Source organism: Serratia sp. AXJ-M, assembly GCF_046531865.1.
Taxonomy (GTDB): domain Bacteria; phylum Pseudomonadota; class Gammaproteobacteria; order Enterobacterales; family Enterobacteriaceae; genus Serratia; species Serratia liquefaciens.
In genome coordinates this window covers 4126780-4143622 of sequence record NZ_CP059394.1, presented here as the reverse complement: position 1 = coordinate 4143622, position 16843 = coordinate 4126780, and the positions used below count along the sequence as shown (strand labels likewise).

The 16843-nt window shown below is 55.5% G+C and carries 10 protein-coding genes, 2 tRNA genes and 2 rRNA genes; 6 read left to right on the top strand and 8 right to left on the bottom strand.

The annotated features are described in order from the left end of the window. Nucleotides 1-41: 41 nt before the first annotated feature. The 5 genes from H0S68_RS19445 (at nucleotide 42) to H0S68_RS19425 (ending at nucleotide 5105) form a co-directional block, all read left to right on the top strand. Nucleotides 42-118 (top strand) — tRNA-Ile (locus H0S68_RS19445). 37 nt (nucleotides 119-155) lie between these two features. Next, nucleotides 156-231: transfer RNA gene (locus tag H0S68_RS19440), tRNA-Ala, on the top strand. Between the two features lie 205 nt (nucleotides 232-436). Next, nucleotides 437-3343: ribosomal RNA gene (locus H0S68_RS19435) — 23S ribosomal RNA — on the top strand. 102 nt (nucleotides 3344-3445) lie between these two features. After that, nucleotides 3446-3561 (top strand): 5S ribosomal RNA (gene rrf, locus H0S68_RS19430). 233 nt (nucleotides 3562-3794) lie between these two features. Continuing rightward, nucleotides 3795-5105, top strand: coding sequence for an MFS family transporter (locus H0S68_RS19425; RefSeq protein ID WP_020828328.1), 1311 nt, complete (start codon nucleotides 3795-3797; stop codon nucleotides 5103-5105). A gap of 1 nt (nucleotide 5106) precedes the next feature. Here H0S68_RS19425 and H0S68_RS19420 read toward each other — a convergent pair whose 3' ends face one another. The 5 genes from H0S68_RS19420 to trxC form a co-directional block, all read right to left on the bottom strand. After that, nucleotides 5107-5439, bottom strand: coding sequence for a YfiM family lipoprotein (locus H0S68_RS19420; protein WP_020828327.1), 333 nt, complete (start codon nucleotides 5437-5439; stop codon nucleotides 5107-5109). A gap of 239 nt (nucleotides 5440-5678) precedes the next feature. After that, nucleotides 5679-7034: a CDP-diacylglycerol--serine O-phosphatidyltransferase gene (gene pssA / locus H0S68_RS19415; protein WP_020828326.1), complete on the bottom strand. Its 1356-nt coding sequence runs from the start codon at nucleotides 7032-7034 to the stop codon at nucleotides 5679-5681. Nucleotides 7035-7187: 153 nt separating this feature from the next. Further along, complete coding sequence (locus H0S68_RS19410; protein WP_410528970.1) at nucleotides 7188-9836, bottom strand: GNAT family N-acetyltransferase; 2649 nt, start codon at nucleotides 9834-9836, stop codon at nucleotides 7188-7190. Between the two features lie 169 nt (nucleotides 9837-10005). Continuing rightward, nucleotides 10006-10701 carry a tRNA-uridine aminocarboxypropyltransferase gene (locus H0S68_RS19405; protein ID WP_142814526.1) on the bottom strand — a complete coding sequence of 232 codons (696 nt, stop codon included), beginning with the start codon at nucleotides 10699-10701 and terminating at the stop codon, nucleotides 10006-10008. A gap of 119 nt (nucleotides 10702-10820) precedes the next feature. Beyond that, on the bottom strand, nucleotides 10821-11240 hold the full coding sequence (trxC, locus tag H0S68_RS19400) for a thioredoxin TrxC (RefSeq protein WP_041414882.1): 420 nt from the start codon (nucleotides 11238-11240) through the stop codon (nucleotides 10821-10823). Nucleotides 11241-11448: 208 nt separating this feature from the next. Here trxC and H0S68_RS19395 point away from each other — a divergent pair, with 208 nt between their 5' ends. Further along, on the top strand, nucleotides 11449-12549 hold the full coding sequence (locus H0S68_RS19395) for a tRNA/rRNA methyltransferase (protein ID WP_201896064.1): 1101 nt from the start codon (nucleotides 11449-11451) through the stop codon (nucleotides 12547-12549). 72 nt (nucleotides 12550-12621) lie between these two features. On the opposite strand, the gene emrB is transcribed toward H0S68_RS19395, so the two are convergent. Genes emrB through H0S68_RS19380 form a run of 3 tightly spaced genes read right to left on the bottom strand, consistent with a single transcriptional unit; the run spans nucleotide 12622 to nucleotide 16824 of the window. Further along, nucleotides 12622-14157 (bottom strand): multidrug efflux MFS transporter permease subunit EmrB, encoded by a 1536-nt coding sequence (gene emrB, locus H0S68_RS19390; protein ID WP_048761023.1) that lies wholly within the window; start codon nucleotides 14155-14157, stop codon nucleotides 12622-12624. 17 nt (nucleotides 14158-14174) lie between these two features. Beyond that, nucleotides 14175-15347 (bottom strand): multidrug efflux MFS transporter periplasmic adaptor subunit EmrA, encoded by a 1173-nt coding sequence (gene emrA, locus H0S68_RS19385; RefSeq protein ID WP_046372788.1) that lies wholly within the window; start codon nucleotides 15345-15347, stop codon nucleotides 14175-14177. Nucleotides 15348-15372: 25 nt separating this feature from the next. Next, the gene (locus H0S68_RS19380; protein ID WP_122080065.1) at nucleotides 15373-16824 is read right to left on the bottom strand and encodes an efflux transporter outer membrane subunit; all 1452 of its coding nucleotides are present in this window, start codon (nucleotides 16822-16824) and stop codon (nucleotides 15373-15375) included. Nucleotides 16825-16843: the final 19 nt, after the last annotated feature.

The window sequence follows — 16843 nt, the reverse complement described above, 5'->3', positions numbered from 1 at the left end:
AGATTGTCTGATGAAAAAGTAACGAGCAGAAATACCTTTATAGGCTTGTAGCTCAGGTGGTTAGAGCGCACCCCTGATAAGGGTGAGGTCGGTGGTTCAAGTCCACTCAGGCCTACCACTTCTCGAAGTGGAAAAGGTACTGCACGTGACTGTATGGGGCTATAGCTCAGCTGGGAGAGCGCCTGCCTTGCACGCAGGAGGTCAGCGGTTCGATCCCGCTTAGCTCCACCATATAGTCCTGTATTTCAATACTTCAGAGTGTACTGGCAACAGTATGCTGCGAAGTATTTTGCTCTTTAACAATCTGGAACAAGCTGAAAATTGAAACATGACAGCTGAAACTTATCCCTCCGTAGAAGTATTGGGGTAAGGATTAACCTGTCATAGAGTCTCTCAAATGTAGCAGCACGAAAGTGGAAACACCTTCGGGTTGTGAGGTTAAGTGACTAAGCGTACACGGTGGATGCCTAGGCAGTCAGAGGCGATGAAGGGCGTGCTAATCTGCGATAAGCGTCGGTAAGGTGATATGAACCGTAATAACCGGCGATACCCGAATGGGGAAACCCAGTGCAATTCGTTGCACTATCATACGATGAATACATAGTCGTATGAGGCGAACCGGGGGAACTGAAACATCTAAGTACCCCGAGGAAAAGAAATCAACCGAGATTCCCCCAGTAGCGGCGAGCGAACGGGGAGGAGCCCAGAACCTGAATCAGTTCTTGTGTTAGTGGAAGCGTCTGGAAAGTCGCACAGTAAAGGGTGATAGTCCCGTACACTAAAATACATTAATTGTGAGTTCGATGAGTAGGGCGGGACACGTGACATCCTGTCTGAATATGGGGGGACCATCCTCCAAGGCTAAATACTCCTGACTGACCGATAGTGAACCAGTACCGTGAGGGAAAGGCGAAAAGAACCCCGGCGAGGGGAGTGAAATAGAACCTGAAACCGTGTACGTACAAGCAGTGGGAGCACCTTCGTGGTGTGACTGCGTACCTTTTGTATAATGGGTCAGCGACTTATATTTTGTAGCAAGGTTAACCGTATAGGGGAGCCGTAGGGAAACCGAGTCTTAACTGGGCGAATAGTTGCAAGGTATAGACCCGAAACCCGGTGATCTAGCCATGGGCAGGTTGAAGGTTGGGTAACACTAACTGGAGGACCGAACCGACTAATGTTGAAAAATTAGCGGATGACTTGTGGCTGGGGGTGAAAGGCCAATCAAACCGGGAGATAGCTGGTTCTCCCCGAAAGCTATTTAGGTAGCGCCTCGTGAACTCATCTTCGGGGGTAGAGCACTGTTTCGGCTAGGGGGCCATCCCGGCTTACCAAACCGATGCAAACTCCGAATACCGAAGAATGTTATCACGGGAGACACACGGCGGGTGCTAACGTCCGTCGTGAAGAGGGAAACAACCCAGACCGCCAGCTAAGGTCCCAAAGTCATGGTTAAGTGGGAAACGATGTGGGAAGGCATAGACAGCCAGGATGTTGGCTTAGAAGCAGCCATCATTTAAAGAAAGCGTAATAGCTCACTGGTCGAGTCGGCCTGCGCGGAAGATGTAACGGGGCTAAACCATGCACCGAAGCTGCGGCAGCGACGCTTAGGCGTTGTTGGGTAGGGGAGCGTTCTGTAAGCCGTTGAAGGTGACCTGTGAGGGTTGCTGGAGGTATCAGAAGTGCGAATGCTGACATAAGTAACGATAAAGCGGGTGAAAAGCCCGCTCGCCGGAAGACCAAGGGTTCCTGTCCAACGTTAATCGGGGCAGGGTGAGTCGACCCCTAAGGCGAGGCCGAAAGGCGTAGTCGATGGGAAACAGGTTAATATTCCTGTACTCGGTGTTACTGCGAAGGGGGGACGGAGAAGGCTAGGCTAGCCGGGCGACGGTTGTCCCGGTTTAAGCGTGTAGGGGGAGTGACCTGGTAAATCCGGTTACTTATAACCCTGAGGCGTGATGACGATGCACTACGGTGCAGAAGTAGTTGATGCCAAGCTTCCAGGAAAAGCCTCTAAGCATCAGGTAACACAGAATCGTACCCCAAACCGACACAGGTGGTCAGGTAGAGAATACCAAGGCGCTTGAGAGAACTCGGGTGAAGGAACTAGGCAAAATGGTGCCGTAACTTCGGGAGAAGGCACGCTGGCGCGTAGGTGAAGAGACTTGCTCTCGGAGCTGAAGCCAGTCGCAGATACCAGCTGGCTGCAACTGTTTAATAAAAACACAGCACTGTGCAAACACGAAAGTGGACGTATACGGTGTGACGCCTGCCCGGTGCTGGAAGGTTAATTGATGGGGTCAGCCGCAAGGCGAAGCTCTTGATCGAAGCCCCAGTAAACGGCGGCCGTAACTATAACGGTCCTAAGGTAGCGAAATTCCTTGTCGGGTAAGTTCCGACCTGCACGAATGGCGTAATGATGGCCAGGCTGTCTCCACCCGAGACTCAGTGAAATTGAACTCGCTGTGAAGATGCAGTGTACCCGCGGCAAGACGGAAAGACCCCGTGAACCTTTACTATAGCTTGACACTGAACATTGAGCCTTGATGTGTAGGATAGGTGGGAGGCTTTGAAGCGTGGACGCCAGTCTGCGTGGAGCCAACCTTGAAATACCACCCTTTAATGTTTGATGTTCTAACTCGGCCCCGTAATCCGGGGTGAGGACAGTGTCTGGTGGGTAGTTTGACTGGGGCGGTCTCCTCCCAAAGAGTAACGGAGGAGCACGAAGGTTAGCTAATCACGGTCGGACATCGTGAGGTTAGTGCAAAGGCATAAGCTAGCTTGACTGCGAGAGTGACGGCTCGAGCAGGTACGAAAGTAGGTCTTAGTGATCCGGTGGTTCTGAATGGAAGGGCCATCGCTCAACGGATAAAAGGTACTCCGGGGATAACAGGCTGATACCGCCCAAGAGTTCATATCGACGGCGGTGTTTGGCACCTCGATGTCGGCTCATCACATCCTGGGGCTGAAGTAGGTCCCAAGGGTATGGCTGTTCGCCATTTAAAGTGGTACGCGAGCTGGGTTTAGAACGTCGTGAGACAGTTCGGTCCCTATCTGCCGTGGGCGTTGGAAGATTGAGAGGGGTTGCTCCTAGTACGAGAGGACCGGAGTGAACGCACCACTGGTGTTCGGGTTGTCATGCCAATGGCACTGCCCGGTAGCTAAGTGCGGAAAAGATAAGCGCTGAAAGCATCTAAGCGCGAAACTTGCCTCGAGATGAGTCTTCCCTGGGCCTTTAAGGTCCCTGAAGGAACGTTTAAGACTAAGACGTTGATAGGCTGGGTGTGTAAGTGCAGCGATGCATTGAGCTAACCAGTACTAATGATCCGTGAGGCTTAACCTTACAACACCAAAGGTGTTTTAGAGAGATTGTAGAGATTTTCAGCGAGTTCCGAGATTGGTTTCAATGGCTGCGGGAGTAGCGGTTGGAATGAAACAGAATTTGCCTGGCGGCAATAGCGCGGTGGTCCCACCTGACCCCATGCCGAACTCAGAAGTGAAACGCCGTAGCGCCGATGGTAGTGTGGGGTCTCCCCATGCGAGAGTAGGACACTGCCAGGCATCAAATAAGCCAAGAGGCCATCCGCAAGGATGGCCTTTTTGCTATGCCCGCTATATAAATATTTTCTGTTATTTCGCCCAATTTTCACGCCAGTCTTCAATGCGCATCACAAAAATCACGCTATATTCTTCGCCCGCTATTTGTTTTAATTGTTAACTCAATATTAACAATTGAGTTACATTTAAACGGCAGGACGCCGACTTCACGGTTTATCTGGCTCGGAGAATAGAAAATGACAGAAACAACCTCGGCCATTGAGGATGGAAATACCGTCGACCCGGCAGTACAGGACAAAAAGAAACGCATTTTCGCTATTGTTGGCGCTTCATCGGGTAACCTGGTGGAGTGGTTTGATTTTTACGTCTATTCCTTCTGTTCTATCTACTTTGCCGCTTCATTTTTCCCCGCCGGTAACAGCACCACCCAATTGCTACAAACTGCCGGCGTGTTCGCCGCCGGTTTCTTCATGCGCCCGATCGGCGGCTGGTTGTTCGGTTATATTGCCGATAAGCATGGTCGCAAAAACTCGATGCTGATCTCTGTTTGCATGATGTGTGCTGGATCGCTGGTGATCGCCTGTTTACCGACCTATGAGTCGATCGGAAGTTGGGCTCCGGTGCTACTGTTGGTTGCGCGTCTGTTCCAGGGCCTGTCGGTCGGCGGTGAGTACGGTACCAGCGCCACCTATATGAGCGAGGTGGCAATAAAAGGGCGACGTGGTTTCTATGCTTCTTTCCAGTATGTCACGCTGATTGGTGGCCAACTGTTGGCGTTACTGGTTCTGGTGGCTCTGCAGCAAATCCTCTCCGCAGAGGAACTAAAGGCTTGGGGCTGGCGTATTCCCTTTGCGATTGGCGCGGTATTGGCGGTAGTGGCGTTATATCTGCGTCGGTCGCTGAATGAAACCTCCGATGCCAAAACCCGTAACCATAAAGATGCGGGTTCACTGAAGGGGCTGTGGAAAAACCGTAAAGCCTTCCTGATGGTGTTGGGCTTTACCGCCGGTGGTTCGCTGAGTTTTTATACTTTCACGACCTATATGCAAAAGTACTTGGTCAATACTTCCGGGATGGACGCCAAGCTGGCCAGCGGCATTATGACCGCTGCACTCTTTATCTACATGCTGCTGCAGCCCTTGGTCGGGGCATTGTCAGACAAGATCGGTCGCCGCAGTTCAATGCTGATCTTTGCCTCGTTGGCGACCTTGCTGACCGTGCCTATCTTGCTGACGCTGAAAAATGTCAGCAACCCTTATGCGGCCTTCGGTCTGATTGTGCTGGCGTTATTTATCGTCAGTTTTTATACCTCGATCAGCGGGCTGCTGAAGGCTGAAATGTTCCCGCCGGAGGTGCGTGCGTTAGGCGTTGGCCTGTCTTATGCGGTGGCTAATGCGATGTTTGGCGGGTCGGCGGAATATGTTGCACTGTCGCTGAAGTCGTTTGGCTTCGAGAATGCCTTCTTCTGGTATGTTTCCGGCATGTGTCTGCTGGCGCTGATCGTTTCTCTTCGCTTGCACCGCAAAGGGAAAGAGATCCAGCTGTGAATCAGCGGGTTGCGTGGTAAAGGCTATAGCCGGTCGCTGCTCCCGCGACATCCCAGGCAAAATCTTTCCAACTCCAGCCGGTGCCGCCTTCGCGACTGTCATACAGTTCTTTGGCGGCGCCGAGCCCGATTGAAAACATCAGGCCAAAGCTGCGGCTGCGTGCCTCATTCCAGTTTTGATGATCGCCATAAGCCGCACCGGCGGCAGCGAAAGCCGCAGAGGCGACAAAGTGTTGTGCCTTGTCTTTCCCGGTCCAGCTGTCATTTGCCAGGTGGGTACAGCCGCTGGTGAGCAATAAAAAGGGGAGCACGGCCAGGCAGCGGAGTGGGCGCATAATGAAAACATCCTGTTGTCATGACACATAAAAACCCCGGCATAGGCCGGGGTGAGACTGCTGAAAAACATATAATGTTTGTCAGCAGGCGTTAAAGGTTTTGAAAATAAATCAGGAAAATCAATTTATTGATTTTCGGCTGATGACACAAAGGGGGAAAAACCACGCTTTTATTCCCCTTTGTCAACAATCTGACCCCGGCATAGGCCGGGGTCTGCGATAGCTAAATTATAGCGGGATTACAGTATACGGCTAATCAACCGGTCAATACGGATACGGCGCAGACGGCGGATCAGCTTGCGCACTTTGATCGGGTACTGCTGGATGCTTTGCAGTTCCAGGTAGTTCCCCACCACGGTGGTGTGAGTGCGGATGCACTCCAGCTCTTTATGCCGTTGCTCACGCATCTCCTGCTTGGGATCGTGGATCAGAATGGCATTTTCCAGATCCAGCCGCCAGGCGCGCGGATTGAGGTTATTACCGGTAATCAACTGCCATTCGTCATCCACCCACATGCCTTTCAGGTGGTAGCTGTTATCGCCGTCTTTCCACAGGCGAACAATCAACTGGCCGGTATCGACGTAGCGCTGCAAGCGGCTGAGAAAGCGTCGCAGGTTGATTTCGTACAGATAAGGCAGGGCGCCGATAATTTTGAACGGCTGATCTTCCGGAATATAGAAATCATTGGCGGTTTTGTCGCCCACAATAATTTCCACCTGTTTGCCTTGGCGCAGCAGATAGATGATATTGCGCACCAGCAGGGCCGGCAGGTTGAAGTAAGGGGTGCACAGCGTCAGTTTCTGATCGGCACAGGACATCAGATGGTGAATGGTTTTATTCAACACGCTTTGCTTACCCAGCCCAACCAGCGGCGTTACCGCCAGCTCATCGTTGCCCGCCTGGTTGCGAAACTGATAACCGGCTCGGCGCAGACCGAAACGAAATAAGCGAGTTTCGTTTTTGATCTCCGGGCTCTTGGGACGATCGTCACGATCCAAACGTTGCACGGCACCGGCGGTCAGCAGGTGCTGCTTGATGTAATCGATCATGGTATTGGCCAATTCGCCATTGGTGATCAACTGGTAACGATCGTAGCGGTATTTCTCATGCTGATGCAGGTAAACGTCATTGATGCTGGCACCGCTGTAAACCACGGTATCGTCGATCACAAAACCTTTCAGGTGCAACACGCCCAGGGCTTCGCGGGTATTCACCGGCACGCCGTAGATTGGCACGGCAAGCTCTGGGTGCTGGTCTGCCATTGAGCAATACCAATCGGCGTTGGTATTGGCGGCCGCGGCGCCGATGCGCCCACGCTGGGCACGATGCCAGTCGACCAGAATGCAAATCTCCAGCGCCGGGCACCGCTGCTTGGCTTGATAAAGCGCGTTGAGAATATCGCGTCCGGCGTCGTCATGCTCCAGATACAGAGCGACCAGATAAATGCGTTGGGTGGCGTTAGCGATCAATTCCAGCAGCGTGGCACGGTAATCAGACGGTGTGTACAAAGTACGTACATCAGCTACCGTCTGGGGGAGTTTGGGCAGTTGTGCAAGGTGTTGTTGATGTTTGCTACGTTTAAATTTTGACAACATCACAGTGCGCTTCTTCTCTCATGATTAGATGGCCGGAACGCCAAATACGGGAAAACAGTAAATCGAATAATCGGGCGATAATACCACTAGTTGTCCCGATTGTGCGTATGTTTTGGCGTTAAGTGGTGGATTCGTAGCGCATTGCGACACAGGTCACTGCGCTTCTTCCGCCTGCAGCGGCAGGGTCAAATTGACGATACCGTCCTCAAGCTGCACATCGATGCCAAAGCCCAGCCGTTGCGCCAGCGCTATCATTCCGCGGTTATTAGGCATGGTGATGCCGGTCAGGCGGGCCAACCCGTGGGCGCGGGCATAGGCAATCATTTTTTCCAACAGTTGACGCCCCAGACCGAGCCCTTTCAGATCTGAACGCACCAGCACGGCAAATTCCGCGTCGGTATTATCCGGGTCGGAGAGGGCACGTGTTACGCCAATGATTTGGTCATCCCGCACCGCGACAAAAGCCATCTCCCGATCGTAGTCGATCTGCGTCATGTTAGCCAAATCGTCATGGGTAAACTCGTTGATCTCACTGAAGTAGCGATAGTAGAGATCTTCCTTGGTCACGCGATCGATAAAGTGTTTCAGCGCGGGTTCATCTTCCGGCAGGATTGGCCTGAACAGGCATTGCGAGCCGTCTTTCAATCCGATGGTTTCTTCCAGCTCATGAGGGTAAGGACGGATCGCCAAGCGTGCCTGCGGATCACCTTCGAACGGAGCAAGCTGCATGGAAACGTCGAGCAGGGTGAATTCGCTGCCAGAGGCCAGAACCGGGTGGATATCCAGACGGGTAATTTCCGGGCAGTCGAGGATCAGATTGGACACCTGCACCAGCAAGCGGCTCAGTCCAGGGATATCCAGCGGTCGTAAAGCGCTGCGGCCGCGAATTTTTCCGCCTTTCACCGCCTGCAATACCAGATAACGTGCCAGCGCCATATTCAGCGGCGGCAGCGCTACGGCGACCTGATTTTCCTGGCGCCATTCGATACCGCCTTCACCCAGCATGATCAGCGGGCCGAAAATGGCATCTTGCTCCACCGCGATACGAAGCTCCTGCGCTCCGGCGCGGTTGGCCATGCTCTGAACCAGCAGGCCGTGAATGCGCGCTTGTGGATAGGTACGTTTAACGCGGTCGAGAATTGCCTCAGCGGCGCGTTGTACCTCGGTAGCGGTGCGCAAATAGAGCATTACACCCTGAACTTCAGACTTGTGCGGAATATCGGGGGAGCGCAGCTTCAGGGCCACCGGATAGCCAATTTGCTCGGCAATATGCACGGCTTCGGCGCTGTCTTCGGCAATCCAGGTAGGCAGCGTCGTCAGGTCATAGGCCTTTAGAATCGACTGTACCTCGTGGGTATCGAGCTGCGTTGCGCCTTCCGCCAGCGCCTGCTGAATCAATCGGTGAGCGTCGGCGGTGTTGGCCGTCAAACCGACCGGAAGCGCCGGGGTTTCTTTAAGCTGTTTCTGATTACGGCGATATTCCACCATATGCATAAACGCGGTTACTGCACCTTCCGGCGTTCGGTAGGTGGGAATACCGGCTTCGGTAAATAACCGGCGGGCTTCTTGCGAAGAGTACTCGCCGCACCAGTTGGTCAGCAAAGTCACGCGTTTGCCACGCGGGTGCTGACGCACGGCCTCGATAATACGTTCGGCGGTCAGGGTGCCTGGGGCTGCCGCGCTAGGTGCGTGGATCAGCAATAAAGCGTCGTAGTCGTGGCTGTCGAGCAGGGTCTTGACCGCCGCCAGATAGCGCTGCGGTGTTGCATCGTCTCGCAGGTCAATCGGGTTGCCGGCGCGTATAAAGTCGGGCAAGGCGGCACCCAACTGCGCCAGGATCTCGTCTCCCAGCGGCGCCAGCTTGCCGTTGCGCCCCAGCAGTTCGTCCAACGCCATTGCCGCCGGTGCCGCACCGTTGCTGACGATCATCAACCGCTCTCCGCGCAACGGATGCATATGGCTCAGCGTTTCCACTGCCGAGAACAGCTCGTGGGTATCCTGTACGCGCAGTAAACCGGCGCGTTGGATTGCGGCATCGTAAGCGGCATCCAGCCCCTGCTGACTGTTGAGCAACAGCTGGGCCTGCTGACTGCGTCCGCTTTTGACCACCAGAATGGGTTTGTTGCGCGAAGCACTGCGCGAGGCAGATAAAAAGCGGCGCGCATCGCTGATGTTTTCCAGATACAGCAGGATGGCGCTGGTTTTACTGTCGCGTGCCAGAAAATCCAGCAGGTCGTCGACGTCAATATCCAGGCTGTCGCCCAGCGCGATAAAATAGGAAAAGCCGACTTCGCGTTGCTGTGCCCAGTCGAGAATGGTATTGGCCACCGCGGCGGACTGGGAAATAAACGCCAGCTTGCCCTTGAGGATCGGTACCGGCGAGAAACTGGCGTTGATGCCTTGCCAGGGGGCCAGCAGGCCCAGGCTGTTCGGCCCCAGCAGGCGCATAGAATAACGCTGCGCGCAGGCTTTCAGCTCGGCGAACTGTTCTGGCGGCGAGGAGAGCACAATGGCCGTTTTGCAGCCGCGTTTGCCCAAATCCTCAATCAAGGCCAGATTGCGATGCGCATGGGTACACAGTATGGCCAGATCGGGGCTGAGCGGCAGGCTGGCGACGTCCGGGTAGGCCATGACTCCGCATACCGCCTTATAACGCGGCGTGACGGGCATGACCGGCCCGTTGAAGCCGCCGGCCAGCAGGTTGCTCATCATCAGGTTGCCGGCGCGGCCAGGCTGCTGTGAAGCGCCGAGAACGGCAATCGATTTAGGACGTAAAAGCGCTTCTAACCCTCGCTGGCTCATGCACGGCTCCTTTATATCCGTTATCCTTCAAAAGACAGGGGTGTTGGCTGCCCTCTCTCACCCTGGTCACTTAGTTAACTAAGCTCCTTGGGATGCGTTCAGTTGCCGCCTACCTGTCTTTCGAATGCTATTGGCTATAGGCAACATTACCGCCTTGATTCTAGGCGTTTTACAACGGCTTTGCTGTGACCGATGCCTCCGGGCGAGTAGGTTTCCCTGCCAGATACTGTTGACGGAAGTAGCGAAAATGCTCAGCCAGGCCGTCGGCCGCGGCGGTATCACCGGCCTGTTGCAACAGCGCTGTCGCCACTTCCGCGGTGCAGTGCTGCTCGGTGCGGCTGGCTTCACGCAGTTGGTAATTTGAGGCAGCGGTAACATTGAGCGAAAACACCGGAAACTGATTGAGGTACGGGCTTTTGCGGAACATCTTGCTCGCCTCGGTCCAGGTGCCATCGAGCATAATAAACAGCGGCGGTTTGCCACCGACGGGCAGTTCGCTGAATACCGGTCGTTCAGGGGCGGCATAAGATGCGGGAAACACCACGTAAGGCTGACGTTCGGGATCGTTAATCGCCGCCAGCAGGCCAGGGTCAACCTCGGTACGTGACCAAAGAAACGCCTGGGTGTCCGGCAGAATATCGGCGATCAATCTGCCGGTATTGCTTGGTTTGAGCGGTTCTGCGCCAAACATGATCAGGCAAAAACGGCTGGCGGCCGGCTGCGGCTGGATAGTGTCACACAGGCAGTTTTTTTGTGGCAGCAGACACCCCTGACAACGCGTAATGCGGTTGCCACGCGCCAGAAAAGGGCGGGTTGATCGTTCCAGGCGAAACTGGCGCAGGCGAAGTACGGCGTTGTCGGTCATAAAGATCCCGGGGAAAAAACGCCATTGTAACGCAGAAAAAAGCCCGACGGGAGCGTTCGGGCCGGTTTGAAATGCGGCGGTGTCATTGACAATGGGCAACACCGCCTGGACTTTCTGCGTTAAACTAGTTCATTGAGCCAGTTATCAAACGGCGTTTTCGGCATGGCGCCATTGAGCATGTCGACCATTTTTCCGTCGCGGAAGAGCATAATGGTCGGGATACTGCGGATGCGGAAACGGGCGCTCAGTTCCGGTTCAGCCTCGGTATTCACTTTTACGAAGCGGACTTTACCGGCGCGCTCTTCGGCAACGTCTTCGAAGATCGGCGCAAAGCTGACGCAAGGACCACACCACGGTGCCCAAAAGTCGACCACCACCGGCAGGCCATCCTGCAGCAGCGCGTCCAGTGTCGCGGCGGTGGCATTGATCACTTCACCGTCAAAAAGCGCATGGCCGCAACGGCCGCATTTTGCGCCGTCAGCCACACGATCTTCAGGTACGCGGTTGGTGGCATTACAAGCGGGACAAACTGTATTCATGATGACCTCGGATACTGGGAAAGCACGACATACCGCATTCGGGTTGCGGAGATGTATCTTTAATGCTGCTTATTATCGTTAAAAGCGCGTCAATGAACAAAGAGGTTTGTTCAATGAATACGATAGTTGTTAGCTTTTAGCGCAAGTAGGTGGCTTAGCACCCCAACATCAGGTAATCTTCGCGCCCTGCGCGTTGGTGGAGAAGAAAATGAACGATTCATTTAGTGGCAAGAACGGTAAAGTTAAAGTGATGTACGTCCGCAGTGACGACGACAGTAACGGCGACGACCGTAACAAGAATAAGCGTCCGGCCGGTAAAGGCCGTCCGGCAGACGGTGCTCGCTCTTCGGGCCGTACCGGTCAGGACAAGCCGCGCGGTAACAACGATCGCCGTGGCTCTGGCTCTGATTCCCGCCGCAGTGAAAGCGATCGTCCTCGCCGTCCAGCGCGTACTGAAGACCGTGGCGGTTATGATTCGCCATGGAAAACCGTGTCTCGTGGTCCGGAAGAAGAGCCGGCGTTCGATCACGGTGGCATCAGCGGCAAAAGCTTTATCGATCCAGAGCAACTGCGTCGCCAGCGTGCGGAAGAAACCCGCGTGTACGGTGAAAACGCCTGTCAGGCGCTGTTTACCAGTCGTCCGGACGCGATCGTCCGCGCCTGGTTCGTGCAGTCGGTCACGCCGCGTTTTCGTGAAGCGCTGCGCTGGATGGCAGCCAACCGCAAAGCCTACCACGTGGTAGATGAAGAAGAACTGGCCAAAGCGTCCGGCACCGAGCACCACGGCGGCGTATGCTTCCTGATCAAAAAACGTCAGGGCCTGGATGCGCAAACCTATCTGAAAGAAGCACCGGCGAAAGACTGCGTGCTGGCATTGGAAGAGGTGGGCAACCCGCACAACCTGGGCGCTATCGTCCGTTCTTGCGCACACTTTGGCGTGAATGGCGTTCTGTTGCAGGATCCGGCATTGCTGGAGTCCGGTGCGGCGGTACGTACCGCAGAAGGCGGCGCGGAACACATCAAGGCGATCAGCGCAGATGACTTCCTGTCGGTGCTGGATACTTTCCGCAAGGCCGGTTACGCCATCGTGACCACATCTAGCCATAAAGGCACCCCATTGGCACAGGCTAAGCTGCCGGCCAAAATGGTGCTGGTGTTGGGGCAGGAGCGTGATGGCCTGAGCGACAGCGCCTGGCAGCAGGGTGATATGAACGTGTCTATCGGCGGTACCGGCAAGGTAGAAAGCCTGAACGTATCGGTCGCGACCGGCATTTTGCTGGCCGATTGGTGGCGTCAAAACCAGGCTTAATATCCGTCGCCTGGCTGCAACGATATAAATAAAAAACGGGCGCCTCTGGGCGCCCGTTTTGCTTTCTCTGGTTTAGTGAGCGCCGCCGCCCCCGCCGCCGGAGCTGAACGGCGGTTTCGCCACCCAGACCAGCACCAGCAGGACCAGGAACACCCCGGCCGACAGCCAGAAGATCTCGTTGGCGGAGATAATCAGCCCCTGCGCGGTGATCTCGTTGGCGATGTAGGCCGAAGCCTGCTGCTTGCTCATGCCAATTTGTTCCAACTGCCGGTACATCTCTTGCGACTGTGGGTTGTAAGGATTCACAAACTCCGTCAGCTGCGAGTGATGCTGCGATTCTCGCTGGGTCCACAAGGTCGTGGTGATCGATGTCCCGATCGACCCCGCCAGTGTTCGAGTAAAGTTCGACAGGCTCGATGCCGCCGCCATGCGCTCCGGCGGCAGGCCGGACAGCGTAATGGTGGTCAATGGCATAAAGAAGCAGGCGATGGCGAAGCCCTGAATAAACTGCGGCCAGGCCGAGGCGCCGAAGTCCATTCCCGGTTCAAAGGTATAGGCGCGCCAGTAGAAGCACACCGCATACATAATGAAACTGAAGGTCACCAATCGTCTCATATCGAGCCGGTTGCCGAACTTGCCGATGATCGGCGACAGCAATACCGGTATCAACCCGACGGGTGCCGAAGCCAGCCCTGCCCAGGTGGCGGTATAGCCATAAACCTCCTGCAGCAACTGCGGCAATAGCACAATGGCGCCGAAGTACAGCATGTAGGCCAGGCTGATACACAGGCAGCCGACGGTAAAGTTGCGCGATTTGAACAGTGACAAATCCACCACCGGGTGGTCGTCCGTCAGTTCCCAGACAATCAGGAACAGCAGCGCCACCACCGCCACCACCGTCAGAACGATGATCTCGGTCGAGTTGAACCAGTCGAGCTCCTTGCCCTGATCGAGCATCACCTGCAAAGATCCTATACCGACGATCAGCAGCACCAGACCGACGGTATCGATCGGTTTGATCTCGGTTTTGGTTTCCCTGCCTTTCAGCGTCGACATCGCCACCAGGATCACCACGGCACCGATCGGGATGTTGATGAAGAAGATCCAGCCCCAGTGATAGTTGTCACTGATATAACCGCCGAGGATAGGCCCGAAAATGGGCGCAACGATCACCGTCATCGACCATAGTGCCAGGGCCATCGCTCGCTTGGCGGGCGGATAGTTGTTCAGCAACAGACTCTGCGACAGCGGGATCAACGGCCCTGCGACCACACCCTGGATCACGCGGAAGAAGATCAGCATGCCCAGGCTGTTGGAAATGCCGCACAGCCAGGAGGCGAGTACGAACAGCGCGGTAGACCAAAGGAACAACCGCACTTCACCGATGCGCTTTGCCAACCAGCCGGTGATCGGGATGGAAATGGCGTTCGCCACGCCAAACGAGGTGATCACCCAGGTTCCCTGCGAGTTGGAAGACCCGAGGTTACCCGCAATGGTTGGGATCGCCACGTTGGCAATGGTGGAGTCCAGCACCTGCATAAAGGTCGCCAGGGCAAGCGCGACCGTCATCCAGGCGAGCTGAGCGCCTTCAAGCGGTTTCTGTGCCAAGGTAGCCTCCCGCGCGCTTAACCGGCATTCGCATGGATCACGTCGGCGATCATTTGGTTTACCGGTGCCAGGTTCAACGCCAGGGCGTCGCTTTGGTACAGCGGTTTGTCGCGCACCACGTCAGACAGCACGCGGCCGTCCAGATTGGTGGTGTCAACTTTAACCAGGGTCGACAGACCGATACGCAGCGGATGATCGGCGATTTGCTTGGCGTCCAGTTCAATACGTACCGGCAGACGCTGAACCACCTTGATCCAGTTACCGGTGGCGTTCTGCGCAGGCAGCAGCGAGAAGGCGCTTCCGGTACCCATATCGATACCGACCACTTTACCGTTGTACACCACGTCATCACCGTAAATGTCACTGACTACGGTAGCCGACTGGCCGATACGCATATTGGCGATTTGGGTTTCTTTGAAGTTGGCATCAACCCAGATGTGATCGGCTGGCACTACCGCCATCAGCGGGGAACCGGCGGCGATTTGCGCGCCAACCTGTACGCTGCGGCGTGAGACATAACCGGTGATCGGGCTGATGATTTTGGTCCGTTGCAATGCCAGCCAGGCGTCACGCATTTGCGCTGCGGCCTGTTGAATGGCCGGCTGCTGCTCCAGCGGGGTATTCAATACCATCGCCTGGTTAGCGTTGTATTGCTGCACCGCCACTTCCAACGCCGCCTTGGCGCTGTCGACTGCATCGCGAGCATGTTGCAGCTCTTCACGGCCGATAGCGTCAACGCTGCCGAGCACGACGCGGCGTTTCAGATCGTTTTCAGCCTTGCTCAGGTCAGACTTGCGCAGGGCAATATTGGCCTGATACTGCTTGCTGTTGATGATCAGCTGGTGGGTCTGACGCACGCTATTGGCCAGGCCGGTTTTGGCGCGTTCCAGCGCCTGTTCGGCATCGGTCGGATCAAGGGTAATCAACACGTCACCCTGTTTCACATAGTCGGTATTGTCGAAGTTGACGCGGTTAACGCTGCCGTTCACCTGGGCCATGATCTGGACCTGGTTTCCGGAAACATAGGCGTCGTCGGTTTCCTGATGATGACGTAACACCAGGAACCAATAGACTAAATATGCCACCCCAATAACGATGAAAATAACCGTCAGCAGCAGCAGCCAAAATTTACGCTGCTTCTTTTTACCTGCCGGTTGCTGCGGGTTTTGAGTCTCCGCGCTTGCGCTCATGGTGTTCTCCAAGCTCTCTATTTTATTATGCTTTTGAACCCGTAGCGGCCGGGGCCTGATAGCCACCGCCCAGCGCACGGATCAGTCCTATCTTCGCCTGCAGCAAATTGCTGCTGGCATTCAGTTCCGCCTGCTGCTGCTGCAAAAGCTGCGTTTGGCTGGTCAACAACTGGTCGCGCCCGATAATCCCTGCCTGGTATCGAGCGTTAGCGACGCGGTACACCTGTTGCATCGATTCGGACGCAGATGCCGCCTGCAGCTGCTGTTGCGCAGTGCTTTGTTGGACGGTGATGGCATCGGCGGTTTCCTGCACGGCATTCAGGATGGTTTGGTTATAGGACTCCACCGCTTGGTCATACAGCGCGGACTCCTCACCCAGCTTGCTGCGCAGCGCACCGGCGTGAAAGATCGGCAATGAAATTGCCGGCATCACGTTCCAGGCCTGGCTGGCCGCTTCAAACAGATTCGGGCTGGTCCCACTGGTGTTGGTGGTGGTCAGGCCGGCAAAGGCTGAAATGGTCAGGCTGGGGTAAAATTCTTTACGGGCGGCGCTGACGCGCTGGTTATAGGACTCCACCAACTGGCGCTGTGCGGCGATATCCGGACGTTTACCGAGCAGATCGGCGGTCAGTTCACCTTTTGGCGCCATTAAATTGCTGGCGGGAAGGGCCACCGGGCGCAGGTGCTGCATGGCGTTCGGGCCCTGGCCTGCCAGCGCAGCCAGTTGGTGTCTGAGCTGTTCAATCTGCGATTGCAGTTGCAGGATCTGCTGCTTGGCGCCGTCGGCTTGCGCCTGGGTTTGTTGCGGAACATCAACGCCGGTGATGCCGGCCTTGTATTGCTGTTGGCGCAAGTCAGCCAGGCGTTGGTTGTTGTCCACTTCCTGCTGCAACAGCTTTTCAAGCGCGAAATTGCTCTGCAACTGGTAATAGGCGGAGGCTACCGAACTGGTCAGCGTCAACGCGGCCTGTTCCTGCTCGGCGCGGGCCGCATCGACCTGTGCCTTGGCGGCGTTGACCTGGTTGCGGTATTTGCCCCACCAGTCGAATTCATAGGCCAGGTTCAGCCCTAGCGAGTTGGAGGTTTCGTAGATCGGTTGATGAGGATACCCCAGCCCCAGGTTCACGTTTTGCGGCACTTTCTGGCGGTTGCTGCTGGCGTTGAGATCCAGATTCGGCCCGTTGGCGGCACTGGCTTCCCCCATTACGCTTTGTGCTTCGCGTACGCGTGCCGCTGCCTGTCGCAGCGAAGGGGAGCTTTGCAGCGTCTGGGTCATCAGCGCGTCAAGTTGCTGGTCGTTAAGCGCGCGCCACCACTGCGGGCTGACGTTCAACGAGCTGACCTTCGGCTGCGCAAGCTGCAGAGCCTGCGGATCCATCAGGGTGGATTGCGGGGCAATATTATCGGTAGACGCACACCCGGCCAGCAGTAATACGGCGAACAGTGGGGTGAATCTCCAGTTAAATGGGGATCGCATAGTATGTATGTACCTGAAC

Coding starts and splice junctions, on each gene's coding strand:
- trxC (WP_041414882.1), bottom strand. CDS start 11,240: ATGAATACAGTTTGTCCCGCTTGTAATGCCACCAACCGCGTACCTGAA.
- H0S68_RS19405 (WP_142814526.1), bottom strand. CDS start 10,701: ATGACCGACAACGCCGTACTTCGCCTGCGCCAGTTTCGCCTGGAACGA.
- emrA (WP_046372788.1), bottom strand. CDS start 15,347: ATGAGCGCAAGCGCGGAGACTCAAAACCCGCAGCAACCGGCAGGTAAA.
- pssA (WP_020828326.1), bottom strand. CDS start 7,034: ATGTTGTCAAAATTTAAACGTAGCAAACATCAACAACACCTTGCACAA.
- H0S68_RS19410 (WP_410528970.1), bottom strand. CDS start 9,836: ATGAGCCAGCGAGGGTTAGAAGCGCTTTTACGTCCTAAATCGATTGCC.
- H0S68_RS19420 (WP_020828327.1), bottom strand. CDS start 5,439: ATGCGCCCACTCCGCTGCCTGGCCGTGCTCCCCTTTTTATTGCTCACC.
- H0S68_RS19380 (WP_122080065.1), bottom strand. CDS start 16,824: ATGCGATCCCCATTTAACTGGAGATTCACCCCACTGTTCGCCGTATTA.
- H0S68_RS19395 (WP_201896064.1), top strand. CDS start 11,449: ATGAACGATTCATTTAGTGGCAAGAACGGTAAAGTTAAAGTGATGTAC.
- H0S68_RS19425 (WP_020828328.1), top strand. CDS start 3,795: ATGACAGAAACAACCTCGGCCATTGAGGATGGAAATACCGTCGACCCG.